The 15,895-nt window shown below is 67.5% G+C and carries 11 protein-coding genes, 1 tRNA gene and 1 pseudogene; 7 read left to right on the top strand and 6 right to left on the bottom strand.

The window, feature by feature from the left end; translation table 11 throughout:
• Positions 1 to 35: 35 nt before the first annotated feature.
• A complete protein-coding gene (locus tag CK240_RS09200; protein WP_095640049.1) occupies positions 36 to 1,007 on the top strand; it encodes a LysR family transcriptional regulator in 972 nt (323 codons plus the stop codon).
• Positions 1,008 to 1,299: 292 nt separating this feature from the next.
• Here the strand turns inward: CK240_RS09200 and CK240_RS09195 are convergent, their stop codons facing one another.
• Positions 1,300 to 4,284 carry a calcium-binding protein gene (locus CK240_RS09195; protein ID WP_167650006.1) on the bottom strand — a complete coding sequence of 995 codons (2,985 nt, stop codon included), beginning with the start codon at positions 4,282 to 4,284 and terminating at the stop codon, positions 1,300 to 1,302.
• A 433-nt stretch (positions 4,285 to 4,717) separates the two neighbouring features.
• Here CK240_RS09195 and CK240_RS09190 point away from each other — a divergent pair, with 433 nt between their 5' ends.
• From CK240_RS09190 to CK240_RS09180, 3 genes are read left to right on the top strand one after another with little or no spacing between them, the layout of a single operon-like run.
• Positions 4,718 to 5,443, top strand: coding sequence for a TetR/AcrR family transcriptional regulator (locus CK240_RS09190; RefSeq protein WP_095640047.1), 726 nt, complete (start codon positions 4,718 to 4,720; stop codon positions 5,441 to 5,443).
• A 14-nt stretch (positions 5,444 to 5,457) separates the two neighbouring features.
• A complete protein-coding gene (locus CK240_RS09185; RefSeq protein WP_095640046.1) occupies positions 5,458 to 6,669 on the top strand; it encodes an efflux RND transporter periplasmic adaptor subunit in 1,212 nt (403 codons plus the stop codon).
• Between the two features lie 3 nt (positions 6,670 to 6,672).
• A complete protein-coding gene (locus CK240_RS09180) occupies positions 6,673 to 9,831 on the top strand; it encodes an efflux RND transporter permease subunit (RefSeq protein ID WP_095640045.1) in 3,159 nt (1,052 codons plus the stop codon).
• 106 nt (positions 9,832 to 9,937) lie between these two features.
• Here CK240_RS09180 and glpX read toward each other — a convergent pair whose 3' ends face one another.
• The gene (glpX, locus tag CK240_RS09175; RefSeq protein WP_095640044.1) at positions 9,938 to 10,906 is read right to left on the bottom strand and encodes a class II fructose-bisphosphatase; all 969 of its coding nucleotides are present in this window, start codon (positions 10,904 to 10,906) and stop codon (positions 9,938 to 9,940) included.
• Between the two features lie 96 nt (positions 10,907 to 11,002).
• Complete coding sequence (locus tag CK240_RS09170; RefSeq protein WP_095640043.1) at positions 11,003 to 11,263, bottom strand: BolA family protein; 261 nt, start codon at positions 11,261 to 11,263, stop codon at positions 11,003 to 11,005.
• A 73-nt stretch (positions 11,264 to 11,336) separates the two neighbouring features.
• Between CK240_RS09170 and CK240_RS09165 the strand changes: the two genes are divergently transcribed.
• The 3 genes from CK240_RS09165 (at position 11,337) to CK240_RS09155 (ending at position 14,220) form a co-directional block, all read left to right on the top strand.
• Positions 11,337 to 11,963 carry a DnaJ domain-containing protein gene (locus tag CK240_RS09165; protein ID WP_095640042.1) on the top strand — a complete coding sequence of 209 codons (627 nt, stop codon included), beginning with the start codon at positions 11,337 to 11,339 and terminating at the stop codon, positions 11,961 to 11,963.
• Between the two features lie 293 nt (positions 11,964 to 12,256).
• Positions 12,257 to 13,999 (top strand): single-stranded-DNA-specific exonuclease RecJ, encoded by a 1,743-nt coding sequence (recJ, locus tag CK240_RS09160; RefSeq protein WP_095640041.1) that lies wholly within the window; start codon positions 12,257 to 12,259, stop codon positions 13,997 to 13,999.
• A gap of 146 nt (positions 14,000 to 14,145) precedes the next feature.
• A tRNA-Glu gene (locus CK240_RS09155) sits at positions 14,146 to 14,220 on the top strand.
• An 89-nt stretch (positions 14,221 to 14,309) separates the two neighbouring features.
• Here CK240_RS09155 and CK240_RS09150 read toward each other — a convergent pair.
• The 3 genes and pseudogenes from CK240_RS09150 to CK240_RS09140 form a co-directional block, all read right to left on the bottom strand.
• Entirely contained in the window at positions 14,310 to 14,555 is a 246-nt protein-coding gene (locus CK240_RS09150; protein WP_205957798.1) for a hypothetical protein, read from the bottom strand.
• Entirely contained in the window at positions 14,545 to 14,952 is a 408-nt protein-coding gene (locus tag CK240_RS09145; RefSeq protein ID WP_095640040.1) for a cupin, read from the bottom strand. Before CK240_RS09145 ends, CK240_RS09150 begins: the two co-directional genes overlap by 11 nt.
• Positions 14,949 to 15,827, bottom strand: a pseudogene (locus tag CK240_RS09140) (NAD(P)-dependent oxidoreductase); the annotation flags it as partial. The gene CK240_RS09145 and the pseudogene CK240_RS09140, both read right to left, overlap by 4 nt.
• Positions 15,828 to 15,895 lie beyond the last annotated feature (68 nt).

The following is a 15,895-nucleotide window of genomic DNA, read 5'->3' as shown; positions in this document are numbered from 1 at the left end:
AAAACCTTCGCGCGTCCGCCGCAGGGAGAAGGCCAGTGTCGCATTCCGGAACACCCTTCCGCGGAAACCTGTCGGATATCGACATCGCTGCCCTGCGCGAGTTCATCGCGATCGTCGAGGCGGGCGGCATCACTGCCGCGCAGGGGCGGCTGGGCAAGGGCAAGTCGGCGATCAGCCTGACGCTTTCGCGGCTGGAGGCGCGTCTGTCGATGCGGCTATGCGACCGCGGCCGCTCGGGATTCCGGCTGACCGAACAGGGGCGGATGGTCCATTCCGCCGCCATCCAGCTGATGAGCGAGATCGGTCACTTTACCGACTTCATCGGGGCCGCCACGCACAAGCTGGAGGGCGAAGTGTCCATGTTCGCCGATGACAGCTTCCTGTTCGAGTTCGCCGATCCCCTGTCGCGCGCGATCGCCCGCATCAAGGACCGTTATCCCCAGCTCAAACTGAACCTGCGGATGACCTCTCCGGACCACGTGCTTGCGTCGGTTCTGGAAGGTTCGGCGGACCTGGGCTTCACCGCCCTGATCCGCCGCAGCGACGCGCTGGTCGCCACGCCCGTCTGCAAGGAACGGATGGGCCTCTTCTGCGGCAAGGACCACGCGCTGTTTCCCCGCGACGACGCCTGCCTGACGATGGAGGAGTTGCGCCGCCATGACTTCGTTGCGGCCGAGGTCGCGCAGGAGGCCGACTATTCGGACTTCGTGGGTGCCTTCACTGTCTCCGACCTCGCGCCCACCATCCTGTCGCGGATGCTGCTGATCCTGTCCTCGCGCTACCTTGGCTTCATGCCCGAGGCCTTTGCGGCCCCCTGGGTGGCACGGGGGGACATCCGCGAGATCGCCCTTCGCGGCAGCCGGGGCGCCAACACATGCTATCTGATCCACCGCCGCGCCCGTCCGCTCGGCCTGGGAGGGTCGATCTTCCGCAGCATGATCCTTGACGAGTTCGCGCGCTGGCAATCAGGCGGCGAGGTCGGGACCGAGGTGACTTCGGCTGTATAAACGTCGGTGTCCTCCGCAGGCACCGTCCCGCCCGCACGCTTCGGCCGCTTGGGCAGGCATGACTGACAAGGAAGGACCGCCAAGGAAATCGGTCGTGGCGCTCACGGCAGGCAGGGATGGTTGGCCCGGTCAGGGTCCACGCCGTGCCGCCAGATCCGGGGCTGAAACTTGCACCGTCCCCAAGGGAGCGCGGCCTTGACCCAGGCAGCGGCCGCCTGGACGGACAGAGCCGGGCGACCGCTGAAGATCAGGGCGCTTGCCGTGCAAGCGCCCCCGTTATTTGCGGACGTCCTCAGTAGAAGTCGGCCGCGTCGATCCCCTTGAAGACATAAACGTCGTCGCCGAACCTCAGGACTGCGTCGTTGCCGACATCCTGAAGGCTGACAAAGGACTTCGACGACGAGATTGCCGCGTAGCCGGTCAGGCCGTTGATGGTCAGCATGTCCTGGGACACATCGTAGTCCATGATGCTGGCGCGGCTCACGCCCGTGGTCTGTGCATTGAGGAACACGAAGCGATCCGCATCCTCGCCCCCGGTCAGATAGTTGGAGGAGGTGCCCGTCATGTCCACCTCGATCCGGTCGTCGCCCTCGCCGGCGTTGACCGAGTCCACGCCCTTGCCTGTGCCGATCAGGTCGTTGCCCGTGCCCCCAACAAGCGTGTCGTCGTTTGCCCCGCCGCGCAGCGTGTCCTGGCCGTCGCCGCCGTTCAGGTTGTTGTCGCCATCGCCGCCGATCAGCGAATCATGGCCGAGCCCGCCCAGGATCATGTCGGCACCGGCCCCGCCCGACAGGACATCGTTGCCCGCACCCCCGTCGATCGTGTCGGCGTCCGTGCCGCCCGTGATGGCGTCGCTGCCATCCTCGCCGTACATCGCGTTCAGTCCGCGCACGGCGCTGATCACATCGGCGCCGGTTCCGCCGCGCATGGTATCGTTCCCGCCACCCCCGATCAGGGTGTCGAAACCGTCATCGCCAAGCAGCCGGTCATTGCCCTCGCCGCCCGAGATCCAGTCGTTGTCGGCCCCGCCGCTGATCACGTCATCGCTGCCATTGCCTGCAAGGCTGTCCTGGCCGAAGCCGCCATAGATGGTGTCCTGCTCCGCGCCTCCGGTGATCGTGTCGTTTCCGTTCTCTCCGGACAAGACATTGCGGCCACGCGCATCCGTGATGACGTCGTCTCCTTCCCCGCTGACCAGGCTGTCGTCGCCGCCGGCGCCGGCCAAGGTGTCGTCGCCCGCGCCGCCGTACAGGGTGTCGTTTCCATCGCCGCCGTCCAGCGAGTCGTTGCCGGCATCCCCGTAAAGCACATCCTGATCGGCTCCGCCGTGAATGCTGTCGTTGCCGTCGCCGCCGATCAGCATGTCGTCGCCGGTATCGCCGGTGATCGTGTCGTTTTCGGTACCTCCGTTGACGACATCGCGCCCTGCGCGGCCCGTCAGCGCGTCGCTGCCCGCCCCGCCAAGGATCGTGTCGTCGGACATGCTTCCGGTCACGGTGTCGTTTCCTTCGCCGGCGTCGATCTGCCCGCCGGTCCAGTTCAGCTTGTCGCGCTCGGCGTCAGTCCATCCAACCTCGATCAGGTCGTCCCTGGCCGTTCCGTGCACGATGCCGTCGCGGCGGATGATGCCGTAGTTCATCAGCACGACGCGACCCTGTTCCCAGGTGATGGCCAGGTCATCCGCCGCCCCGTCGCCGTCCGAGTCGATCAACTGCCCCGTGGCCGCCAGCTCGGCATCGCTCCACAGCCGACCGGCCAGGGTAAGGGTGTCGCCCTGTTCCCTGCGGTAGTCGGTGACGACATCGTCGCCTCCATCCGCGAACACGAAGCTGTCCGCCCCGCGCCCGCCGGTCAGAAGGTCGCTGCCCGTCCCACCCTGAAGGAGGTCGTCGCCATCGCCCCCGGACAGGACGTCATCTCCGCCGTTTCCATGCAGGGTGTCATTGCCGTGCTGGCCGAACAGGTGATCACGGTGGGCGCGGCCGATCAGGACGTCGTTACCGTCGCCGCCGAACAGCATGTTCATCGCATTGTCGATGCCGGTCAGCGTGTCGTTGCCGCCGTAGCCCACGGCATAGCCAAGGCCGTCAAGGCCGGTCGGGCCGCGCTCCTCGTCGGTGACGAAACCTGCAAGCAGGCGCGCCGTGATCGCTTCGTCCCCGGCATGTGCGCGATCGCTCTGACCCATGGTGAGGGCATTCATGCCATGGGCAAAGCTGTCGGGATGACGGAAGCGGATCTGCCAGCCGTTGTCGATCGACAGGAAGGCGGACTGCCCCGTTTCCGCGCCGGGGAACCAGCCGATGCCGATGCCCGCATCCAGGAACGCCTCATATGCCCGGGCCATCCAGAACGAAGGGTTGCTGCCCCAGGGGTTGTTCGCGTCGCCCCCCAGCGCATTGGTTTCGGTAAGGATGATGTCGTCACCCTCCAGCACGCCGTAGTTCTGGCGGATCAGCGCCTCGAAGCCGTCGATCTCTTGCCCGGCGGCACTGGCCCACTCGGGGTAGAGGTGGGCCGACCAGACCAGGTCGCTGCCGGCCGCAGCCCGGATCTGGTCAAGCACCGAGCCCTGGCCGTCGCTTGAGCCCGTGGACGCAAGCACGTCGAACCTGGCCGAATAGGCGAAGCCGCCGATCATGACGCGGGCGTCCGACCGATCCTGCACCAGTTCGGCGAACTCGGCCATGTGATCGCCATACAGGCGGACGAACTCGCCCGTGTTGCCTGTGCGGTCCTCTGCACGGGCATAGGTGTTGGGCTCGTTGACGGCCTCGAGGGCATAGACGGCCGCCGCCGCCTGGGGATGCTGGTCGAGCCAGTCGAGCATCTGCTCCCAGCTTTGCATCATCCGGTCGTGGATGGGTCCCTGAAGCTGTGCCCGCATCTGGTCGGCCGAGGCGGGGTCCATCTCGCCTCCGTACCGCTGGATATCCCCGTCGGAGTAGTTGAAGACGATCTGAAAGCCCTGCTTCGCGGCCTCGAGAATGAAGCGCTCATACTCCGGGTGCAGCGAGCCGTCGGGGTTGAACGAGAAGGCGTTGAACGGCAATCGCAGCGTGTTCACGTCGGGCAGGTTGAGGCGAAGCTGCTGGGCGTAGGCTTCGGGCTGGTTCTCCATCCCCATCGGGATGGTCTGGAACGACGACTGCCACAGGTAATACTTTTCATCGGCGGCGAGGTTGGCGGCATAGGTGCCATTCTGCTTGTCGATCCTCGCCTGGTCCTCGGCAAAGACTTGCAGGTTGATCATGTTGGTCTGGGTTGTCGCGGACATTTTCCCCTCCGTACCCGATGACATTCGACCTAACAGTCATTCCCTAAACAATCGTTAAAGTTGTATAACGAACGGTAACAAATCATCACGAGCATGTGATAGTCGAGTTGGATAGCAAGTCGTCTCCCTAAAAATATAGCGTCGTATCAGTTAATTATATGTTAACCCTCCAGATGATAGACCACCCGATATTCGTCGTTCTTCCCGGGCGGGGACTGCCGCTGTCGTAACTATAGCAACTCCAGGTTGCACACGTCGCCGCAGCTAGGCTGTCCTGACCTGGTTGCACCTGCCGTCCTACATGCTCGCCACCGGAGCCTCCGGCCGGCAGTTCCTCGGGCAGGCCCGAGAGAAAAGCTCTTTCCGCGAGCCGTCGCCGGCGTTACATACATTCATGTTTGTCTGTATGTGCGCCTGCTGAGGCGAAGGGACGATGCGGCGAAGCAAGGAAGATTCAGAGCAGACCCGCGCCGCCATCCTGGATGCGGCCGAACGGATGTTCTGCGAAAAGGGCTATGCTGCCGCCACGGTCGAGTTGATCTCGCGCGCGGCCGGCCTGACGCGGGGCGCCTTCTACTGGCACTTCCGCGACAAGGCCGACGTGCTTGCGGCGCTTCATGCGCGCACGTTCCTGCCGCAGGAAAAGATCCTGACCGGCGTGATCGCCTCGGACACGCCGGACCCCCTGGACTGCCTGTTCCTGGCGGCGGCCGAGGCGCTTCGGTCCTTCGAGGTCAACGAAGGCGAGCAGCGCATCTTCCGGATCATGTCCGACCTGACGATCGGACAGGACGGACGCGAGGCTGTCGCCCGCATCCATGCCGAGATGCGGGCCCTGATCCGGACGGTCATGCAGCGGGCCGAGGCCAACGGCACGCTGAACCCCAGGATCACGGTTGCCGAGGCCGAGCTGTACATCACGGTCACCATCGGCGGCCTGCTGGCCGAATGGCTCCGGTCGGACAAATGCTTCCCGCTGGCGCTTTCAGGCGAAAGGCTGCTGCGCCATCTCATGACCATGCTGCGCACGGACCAGGGGGCCGCCCCCCGTGCCCGCCAATGCGACAGCCCGCGCCCGCCGGGACCGGACCCGAACTCGGTTCTCGACATCCGGTGCGCTCGCGCGCCAAAAACCAAGCAAGCTCTCCCTCAGCGCTGACCTGAAAGTTCCTCATGTTCCAATTACCTCTTTCCCGCTCCGCCATCGGGCTCGCAGGAGCCTTGCTGATCGGCCTTGCGCCCTGCGCCGCCTCGGCGCAGGCGCCCACCCCGACCGTCACCGTCCTGACGGCCCAGCCCATCGACTACACCCTGACCGCGCGTCTGCCGGGCCGGATCAAGGCCTCGACGATCTCGGAGGTGCGGCCGCAGGTGTCGGGCATCATCCGCGATCGCCAGTTCGACGAAGGCACCGAGGTCGAGGCAGGTCAGCCGCTTTACCAGATCGAGGACGAAAGCTACGCCGCCGCGGCCGCTGCCGCGCGGGCAGGGGTGGCGCAGGCCCAGGCGAACTTCGAACTCGCCGAGCGCGAGGCGAAGCGCGCGGAAGACCTGTTCAGCAATCGCACCACCTCGGCCGCCGCGCGCGACGCAGCGACCGCGGCGCGCGACGCCGCCGCCGCCGCGCTGCAACTGGCCGAAGCCCAGCTTCAGTCGGCCGAGATCGACCGCGAGCGCACGACGATCCGCGCGCCCATCTCGGGCGTGATCGGCTTTTCGCAGGCCACGCCCGGCTCGCTGGTCGCGGCACAGCAGGTCAGTCCCCTGACCGTGATCCGCACGCTGGACCCGGTCTATGTGGACGTGACCCAGTCGGCGAACGACCTGCTGCGCTGGCGGCAGTCCCAGCATGGCGGCGGCGTCCTGGCCACGGGGCAGGTGACGCTGATCCTGCCCACCGGCGACGAATACCCGGTCAAGGGAGAACTGCGCGCGGCCGAGCCGCAGGTCGAGCCGACCACCGGCATGATCACCCTGCGCGTCGCCTTCCCGAACCCCGAGAAGCTGCTGTTGCCCGGCCTTTATGTCGAGGTCATCCTGCCCCAGATGGAGGAAAAGGGCGTCTATCTGGTTCCCCAATCGGCGGTGATGCGCGACCAGAGCGGCGCGGCAAACGTGTGGGTCGTGGAGAACGGCACCGTTGCGGTGCGCTCGCTGACGGTTCTGACCTCGGACGAGAACAACTGGGTCGTCTCCGAAGGGCTGAATCCCGGCGACCAGATCATCACCACCGGCTTCCAGAAGGTTGCGCCCGGCGCTCCCGTCGAGATTGCACCCGATCCGGCAGAAACGGCGGCGCAATCCGCGCCCGGCGCGGCTTCGGCCCCGGAGGCCCAGGCCGCACCGGGCGCTGAAGCGCCGGCCGCTCCGGCGCAAGGGGACTGAGGCATGGCCCGCTTCTTCATCGACCGGCCCATCTTCGCCTGGGTCATCGCGATCATCATCATGGGGCTGGGGGTCCTTTCGGTCCTGCGGCTGCCCATCTCGCAGTATCCCTCGATCGCCGGTCCCTCGATCGTCGTCACCGCGGTCTATCCCGGCGCCTCGGCCCAGACCTCGGCCGACACGGTCGTGCAGCTCATCGAGCGCGAGATGACCGGTCTGGACGGGCTGAGGAACATCGAATCCTCGACCACCTCGACCGGCATCGCCCAGATCACCCTGAGCTTCGCCCTGGGAACCGATGCCGACATCGCGCAGGTGCAGGTCCAGAACAAGCTTGCACAGGCCGAGGCGGGGCTGCCCGCCGAGGTCACGCGCCAGGGCATCACGGTCGAGAAATCGGCCACGGGCTTCCTGATGGTCGTCGCGCTGGTGTCGTCCGACGGGACACGCACGGCGACGGACCTGTCGGACTATCTCAACTCCTACATGGTCGAGCCGATCTCGCGCCTGACGGGCGTGGGCAAGGTGCAGGTCTTCGGGTCGGAATACTCGATGCGCATCTGGCTGGACCCCACCAAGCTGAAATACTACAACCTCACGCCCGACCTGGTCGTGGGCGCGATCCGCGCGCAGAACGCACAGATCTCGGCCGGCGCCTTCGGCGCGATGCCCGCGCCCGAGGGCCAGCAGCTGAACGCCACGATCACCGCGCAGTCGCTGCTGCGCACGCCCGAGGATTTCGAGCGGATCGTCCTGCGGGCCGAGGTGGACGGCGGGCTTGTCCTTCTCCGCGACGTGGCGCGGGCCGAACTGGGGGCCGAGAACTACGAGATCGCCGGCTTCTTCAACGGCCAGCCCGCCTCGGGCATGGCGGTCCAGCTTGCCTCGGGCGCGAACGCGCTTGAAACGGCCGAGCTGGTCAAGGCGCGCATGGCGGAACTGGCCGAGTTCATGCCTGCGGGGGTCGAATACGTCATTCCCTACGACACGACGCCCTTTGTGCTGCTTTCGATCGAGGCGGTGGTCCACACGCTGATCGAGGCGATCGTCCTGGTCGTGATCGTGATGCTGATCTTCCTGCACAACCTGCGGGCGACGCTGATCCCGACGCTGGCGGTTCCGGTCGTGATCCTGGGCACCTTCGGGATCATGGCGCTGCTGGGCTTCAGCATCAACACGCTGACCATGCTGGCGATGGTGCTGGCCATCGGCCTTCTCGTGGACGATGCCATCGTGGTGGTCGAGAACGTCGAGCGGATCATGCGGGACGAGCATATCGGCCCCGTGGAGGCGACGCGGAGGTCGATGGACGAGATCTCGGGCGCGCTGGTCGGCATCGGCATCGTCGTCTCGGCGGTGTTCGTCCCCATGGCCTTCTTCGGCGGCTCGACCGGCGAGATGTACAAGCAGTTCGCCGTCACCATCGTCTCGGCCATGATGCTGTCGGTCTTCATCGCGCTGACCTTCACGCCCGCGCTTTGCGCGACGATCCTCAAGCCGCACAACGGCACGGCGCAGGGCCGCAGGCAGAGCATGCTGGGCTGGCTGGGCACGAGCTTCGGGGGCTTCTTCGAACGCAACTTCGGGCACGTGACGAACGGCTACGGCGGCATCGTGCGCTTTGCCACCGGACGTCCGCTGATGATGATGCTCGTCTACGGCCTGCTGGTCGGGGGCATGGTGCTGATGTTCCAGCGCACGCCCACCGCCTTCCTGCCCGAAGAGGATCAGGGCGCCCTTCTGACCATCGTGCAGGCGCCCACCGGTACGACCGCCGAGGCGACCGAGGCGATCCTGTCCAGGGTCTCGGAGTACTACACCACCGCCGAGGCCGAGAACGTCGAGTCGGTCTTCTCGGTCCGCGGCTTCTCCTTCGCGGGGCAGGGGCAGAACATGGGCATGATGTTCGTCCGCCTGAAGGACTGGGAGGAGCGTGCCGATCCCGAGCGCTCGGCCCAGGCCATCGGCGCGCGCGCCTTCGGTCCTCTGATGGGCGGCATCCGCGAGGCGATGGTCATTCCCATCGTGCCTCCCGCGGTGATGGAACTCGGCAACGCCAGCGGCTTCTCGGCCTACCTGACGGCGGCCGCCGGCCAGACGCACGAGCAGTTGCTGGAAGCGCGCAACATGCTGCTGGGCATGGCAAGCCAGAGCCCGGTGCTGACGGCGGTGCGCCCCAACGGGGTCGAGGACGCTCCCCAGTTCGAACTGAACATCGACTGGGCCAAGGCGGGCGCCGTGGGCGTGACCGCGACCGACGTGGGCGCCTTCCTGGCCACCATCTGGTCGGGCAGCTATGTCAACGACTTCATCTACGAGGGCCGCATCAAGCGCGTCTATGTCCAGGGCGAGCCCTGGGCCCGGACGGCGCCCCGGGACCTGGAACTGTGGCGGGTGCAGAACGCGAACGGCGATTTCGTCGATTTCTCGACCTTCGCGACGCAGGACTGGGTTTATGGTCCGCAGCAGGTCAAGCGCTACAACGCGCTGTCCTCGATGGCGATCGACGGGATGCCCGCGCCGGGCTATTCGACCGGCGACGCCCTGACCGAGATGGAGCGTCTGGCGGGCCAGCTGCCGCCCGGGTTCGCCCTGCAGTGGACCGGCCTGTCGCTTGAGGAAAAGGAAGCCGGGGCAGGGGCGATGGCGCTTTACGCGCTGGCGCTGGCGACCGTCTTCCTGTGCCTGGCCGCGCTTTACGAAAGCTGGACAATCCCGATCGCGGTTCTGCTGGCGATGCCCGTGGGCGTTCTTGGCGCCCTGATCGGTGCCTGGTTCGGCGGCCAGGCGAACGGCGTCTATTTCCAGGTCGGCCTGCTGACCGTCGTGGGTCTGACCGGCAAGAACGGCATCATGATCGTGGAATTTGCCCGCGAGCGGATGGAAGTCTACGGGGAAGGCGCCGTCGAAGCGGTCCGCAAGGCCGCCGGGCTGCGCTTCCGCCCGATCGTGATGACCTCGCTGGCCTTCGGTCTGGGTGTTCTGCCGCTGGTGCTGTCGTCGGGCGCCGGGGCGGGTGCGCGGCACGCGATCGGCTATGCGACCTTCTTCGGTACCTTCACCGGGACGGCGCTGACGCTGATCTTCGTTCCCGTGTTCTTCGTGCTGATCACGCGGTTGTTCAGCCGCAAGCGCGCAACACAGGAAGCCAAGGCGACTTGAGCGGGCCGGGAAGGTCCCCGTTACCGGGGGGCCTTCTCGTCACCAGAAACGGAACGGCCGCCGCAGGGAACTGCGGCGGCCGTGCCTTTTTGCTGGGGGAGAGGGATCAGCGGATCGGGTTGCGATAGATCATCCGCCGGACCGAGCCGGTCTTGGACCGCATCAGGATCGTTTCCGTCTCGATGAAGTTCGGCTCGCGCCGCAGGCCCCTGACGATCGAGCCGTTGGTGACGCCCGTGGCCGAGAAGATCACGTCCGCCGTCACCATCTCGTCGCGGGTGTAGATGCGGTTCAGGTCGGTGATGCCGGCCTTGGCCGCGCGGCCGCGTTCGTCGTCGTTGCGGAACAGCAGCCGGCCCCACATCTGGCCGCCCATGCATTTCAGGGCCGAGGCCGCCAGCACGCCTTCCGGCGCCCCGCCCGAGCCCATGTACATGTCGATGCCGGTCTTCTCGGGCTCGGCCACGTGCATGACGCCCGCCACGTCACCGTCGGTGATCAGGCGGATCGCGGCGCCCGTCGCGCGGACCTCGGCGATCATCTCCTCGTGGCGCGGACGTTCCAGGATGCAGACGGTGATGTCCTCGGGACGGACGCCGCCCGCCTTGGCCAGTGCATGGACCCGCTCGCTGGGGGACATGTCCAGGCTTACCACGTCCTTGGCATAGCCGGGACCGACCGCCAGCTTGTCCATGTAGACGTCCGGCGCGTGCAGCAGCGTGCCGCGCGGGGCCATGGCGATCACGGTCAGCGCGTTCGGCATGTCCTTGGCCGTCAGGGTGGTGCCTTCCAGCGGGTCCAGCGCGATGTCCACCTCGGGGCCTTCGCCGCTGCCGACCTCCTCGCCGATGTACAGCATCGGCGCCTCGTCGCGTTCGCCTTCGCCGATGACCACGACACCCTTGATGTCGAGCATGTTCAGCTGCTCGCGCATGGCGTTCACGGCGGCCTGGTCGGCGGCCTTCTCGTCACCACGGCCGATCAGCCGCGCCGAGGCGTGGGCTGCCGCCTCGCTGACGCGGGCGAGGCCCAGCGACAGCATCCGGTCGTTGAAGTCGGTGGTAGAGGCGTTCATCGGTGGTTTCCCTCGCTGGCCGTTTGCAGGCGCTCTTAGGCCCGCCCCGGGGTTGCGTCCAGTCTGGGGGCGCTAACAGCCTACAAATGAGGGCAATCAGCCCGCCGACAGCTCCAGCGCCAGGGCGTGGATGCGCGGCACGATGTCGCCAAGCGTCCGGTTGACCAGCCGGTGCTGTTCCACCCGGCCGAGGTCCCGGAAGCGGGGCGAGGCCATGCGGATGCGGAAATGCGTCTGCCCGCCGTCGCGCCATCCGGAATGCCCGCGGTGCTGCTCGCTTTCGTCGATCACCTCCAGCCGCGAAGGCTCCAGCGCTGCCAGCCGCGCCTGCATTTCCTGGGCAATACTCTGCTTCATTTCGGGCTCTCCCCCTTTTTCTTCCGGCGAAAAGCCCTACACTCCCCGTCCCGAGTCGAAAAGCAGGCCCTTCATGTCCAACAGCGACCCGTTTGGTTTTGATATTTCCGCCGCCTCGGACAAGAAGCGGCGGTCCAAGGGTCGCCGCGGCATGTCCGGCGCCTTTGAGACATCGACCCGCAAATGCGACAAGGCCGGCTGCACCCAGCCCGGCCAGTATCGCGCGCCCAAGTCTCCGAAGCATCTGGATGACTACTACTGGTTCTGCAAGGACCACGTGCGCGAGTACAACACCAACTGGAACTACTTCCAGGGCCAGTCCGAGGCCGAGTTTCAGGAGTTCCTGGACAACGCCACCGTGTGGGAGCGTCCGACGCGTCCCTTCGGCCGGGCCACGCAGGAACAGGCCTGGGCGCGCCACGGCGTCGACGACCCGCTCGAGATCCTGGGCGCCAATGGCACCAGCCCCGAGGCGCGCGCCCGCGCGACCCGCAAGCTGCCCCCGACGGAGCGGCGTGCGCTGGAGATTCTGGATGCCAAGGATAGCTGGACCAAGCAGGAAATCCGCAAGCAATACAAGTCGCTGGTCAAGGACCTGCATCCCGACATGAACGGCGGCGACCGTTCGGACGAGGACCGCCTGCAGGAGGTGGTCTGGGCCTGGGACCAGATCAAGGACAGCCGCAGCTTCAAGGACTGAGCGGCGGACCTGCCTGAGACGCCGGACCGGGGCGCTGCCCCGGACCCCGGGATATTTTAGGCGAAGAAGAACAACAGCCGCCGATCGGACGGGAGGGGCGGCCTCCTGCCGCGTCAGTTCCCTCGCTGTCCGGCTGATCCCTGAGCCGGGCGCCGTGATTCTTCCTGACGCAAGTACCCCGGGGTCCGGGGCAGCGCCCCGGTCCGGCCACGACGCGGGCGCGCCATTCACATCGGCGGGACGGATGACCTGTCGGCCTTGCACTGTATGCCCCGGGTGGAGACAAGCGGACCATGACTGCCTTCCTTAATGTCGAGCGCTCGCTGACCGGGCGGCGCTGGTCCGGCCCCGACCCTGCCGAAGAACGGCTGGCCGAGGGCCTTGCGCAATCCGCGGGCCTGCCGCTGCCGGTCGCCCGCATCCTCGCCGCCCGGGGCGTGACCGCCGCCGATGTTCCCGGCCACCTGGAGCCGCGCATGCGCGAGCTGCTTCCCGATCCCCTGCGCCTGCGCGACATGGGGCCCGCGGCCGAGCGGCTGGTGGCTGCCGTCGTGGCGGGTGAGCGCATCGCCGTCTTCGCCGATTACGATGTGGACGGCGGTGCCTCGGCGGCGCTGATCCTGTGCTGGCTGCGCGCGCAAGGCCGCGACGCCACGCTTTATGTCCCCGACCGCATCGATGAAGGCTACGGCCCCAATGTCCCGGCCATCGACCGGCTGGCGCAGGACCACGGCCTGATCATCTGCGTGGACTGCGGCACGCTGAGCCACGAGGCGCTGGAGGCCGCGCGCGGCCGGGCCGACGTGATCGTGCTGGACCATCACCAGGGCGGCGAGACTCTTCCCCCCGCTCTGGCCGTGGTGAACCCCAACCGGGCCGACGAGGATGGCGCCCTTGGCCATCTCTGCGCGGCGGGTGTCGTGTTCCTGACGCTGGTTCAGGCAAACCGCGTCCTGCGCGCGCAGGGGCGGCCCGAGCCCGAACTGATGCCGTTGCTGGACCTGGTGGCGCTGGCGACCGTCGCGGACGTGGCCCCGCTGGTCGGCGTCAACCGCGCCTTCGTGCGGCAGGGGCTTGCCATCATGGCGCGTCGGGCACGGCCGGGGCTGGTGGCGCTGTCGGACGTGGCGCGGCTGGACAGCGCGCCCTCGGCCTTCCACCTGGGCTTCCTGCTGGGGCCGAGGATCAACGCGGGTGGCCGGGTGGGGCGGGCGGACCTTGGCGCGCGCTGCCTCAGCTGCACGGACCCGGCCGAGGCCGGGGCGCTGGCGCAGGAACTGGACGCGCTGAACCGCGACCGCCGCACGATCGAGGGCGCGGTGCGTGAAGCGGCGCTGGCGCAGTCGGAAGCGCGCGCCGACCCGACGCTGTCCTGGGCGGCGGGCGAGGACTGGCACCCCGGCGTCGTGGGGATCGTGGCGGCGAGGCTCAAGGAAGCCACCGGCCGCCCCTCGGTCGTGATCGGCGTCTCGGGCGGAATCGGCAAGGGCTCGGCGCGGTCGGTCCCCGGCGTGGACATCGGCCGTGCGATCCAGCGGCTTGCCGCCGAGGGGCTGATCGTCCGGGGCGGGGGCCACGCGATGGCTGCGGGCCTGACGGTCGATGCGGCCGGCATCCCGGCCGCCATGGCCCGGCTGTCCGAGCTGGTCGCCGGGTCGATGCAGGGGCAGGTGACGGGCGCGCTGCGGATCTCGGGCCTGCTGGACGCCCGCGCCGCCAGCTTCGAGATGATCGAGGCGCTGGACCGCGCCGGTCCCTTCGGCGCGGGCGCGCCTGCGCCCCGCTTCGCCCTGTCCGACCAGATCCTTGAGCAGGTCCAGACCATGGGCGAGGGCCACCTGCGGCTGCGCGCCCGCAGCCCCGGCGCGCCTCCCCTGGACGTGGTTGCCTGGGGGGCGATGCAGGGTCCGCTGGGTCCGGCGCTGCTGGGCGCGCGGGGGCGGCGGTTCCATCTCGCGGGGAAGCTGGAACTGTCCACCTACGGGGGGCGCCAGCGCGTCAGGCTGCGCCTGGACGACGCCGCCGAGCCGGTCTGAGCGGCACAACATCGGGCCTTTCCAAGGATTTGAGAGGAAAGATGAAGAAAAATCACCGGACCCTGATTTTTCCTCTTGCGGCCCTCCGGAGCTTTGCCTAAACACCGCTCCACGCCACGCAGCAAACGCTGCAAGGCGCCAAAGGTGGCCCGTTCGTCTATCGGTTAGGACGTCAGGTTTTCAACCTGAAAAGAGGGGTTCGACTCCCCTACGGGCTGCCACTTTACTTCTCACGTCAAGATAGTTTCCCGCCCTTCGGCGGCCCCGGGCCTATTGCCGACGCGGCCGCGCGCAAGTGGCGTGCTCCTGCTTATTCCAACCGCTGCTCGTAGAGATGATAGGTCACGCGGCTGATGAATGTCGCGAGCCCTGCGCCCGCGCGAGCCAGCCGGGCCATCTCGTCCAGATTCGTGCGTCCCGCCGACAGGACGGAATAGCGGTAGATGCCACCTTCCCGAAAAGCCACGTCGATGTGGTCGCGCCCGATCCGATAGGCGGCGACGCCCGAATCCGGGTTGGGGTAGGGCGTGAAACCTGCGGGCAGGTCAGGCGGCAAAGCCGCGCCCCCGGCCCAGCACCGGGTCGCAGTCGGGCCGGGGCAGGGCGATGGAGGGATCGCCCTCGCCCTCCTGCATGTCGGGGGTGAGGCCGCCGGGATACGCGCCGACCACCGAGAAGTCCTCGCTCTGGCCGCAGTTGCGATGGGCGAGGCCCGCGGGAATCACGACAACATCACCGGCCTCGATCCGGTGGATCTCGCCCTGGGGACCGCCAAGCTGGATGTCGGCCCAGCCGGCATGGCAGCCCAGCACCTCGTGCGTGGTCGCGTGGTAATGGTGCCAGTCATAGACACCGTTGCGCCACGATCCGCTCCAGCCGTTCGCCGCAAAGGTTTCCTCGAACCATTCGGGGCGCGGCTCGCCCGCGCCCTTGTGGATGATCGGGCCGTTCATCGCCGCAGCCGGGCGATCAGGGACGAGGTGTCCCAGCGTCCGCCCCCCATCTGCTGCACGTCCTTGTAGAACTGGTCCACCAGCGCGGTGACGGGCAGGCTGGCACCCGTCTCGTCGGCGGTGGAAAGGCAGATCCCAAGGTCCTTGCGCATCCAGTCCACGGCGAAGCCGAAGTCGAACTTGCCCTCGGCCATGGACTTGTGACGGTTCTGCATCTGCCAGCTTCCGGCCGCGCCCTGGCTGATGACCTCGACCACCTCGGGAATGGACAGGCCCGCGCGCTCGGCGAAGTTCAGCGACTCGGCCAGGCCCTGCACCACCCCGGCAATGGCGATCTGGTTGCACATCTTGGTCAGCTGCCCCGCACCGCTGTCGCCCATCCGGCGGCAGATGCGCGCATAGGCGGCCATGACCGGCTCGGCTGCGGCGTAATCCTCGGGCGAGCCGCCGCACATGATGGACAGCTGGCCGTTCTCGGCCCCGGCCTGGCCGCCCGATACGGGCGCGTCCACGAAGCCGAAGCCTGCGTTACGCGCGACCTGCGACAGTTCGCGCGTGACCTGCGCGGACACGGTGGTGTGATCGACGAAGATCGCGCCCTTTGTCATGCCCGCGAAGGCGCCGTCCTCACCGGTGCAGACCTGCCGCAGATCGTCGTCGTTGCCCACGCAGGCCATTACGAACTCGGCGCCCTTGGCGGCGGCGCGCGGCGTTGTCGCGTGCCGGCCCTTGTGGCGCGTGGACCAGGCCTCGGCCTTGGCCGGGGTGCGGTTGTAGACCGTCACCTCATGCCCCGCGGCAGCCAGGTGGCCTGCCATTGGAAAGCCCATAACGCCCAGTCCCAAGAATGCCACTCGCGCCATCGAATATCTCCCGGTCTGCCGCGTTGAAAAGCCGTCGTGCCTGCCCTATCAGCCATGCACATTCCATTGCCCCCGTGCCC

Source organism: Paracoccus salipaludis, assembly GCF_002287065.1.
Classification (GTDB): domain Bacteria; phylum Pseudomonadota; class Alphaproteobacteria; order Rhodobacterales; family Rhodobacteraceae; genus Paracoccus; species Paracoccus salipaludis.
This window is presented reverse-complemented; position numbering and strand designations above follow the sequence as displayed.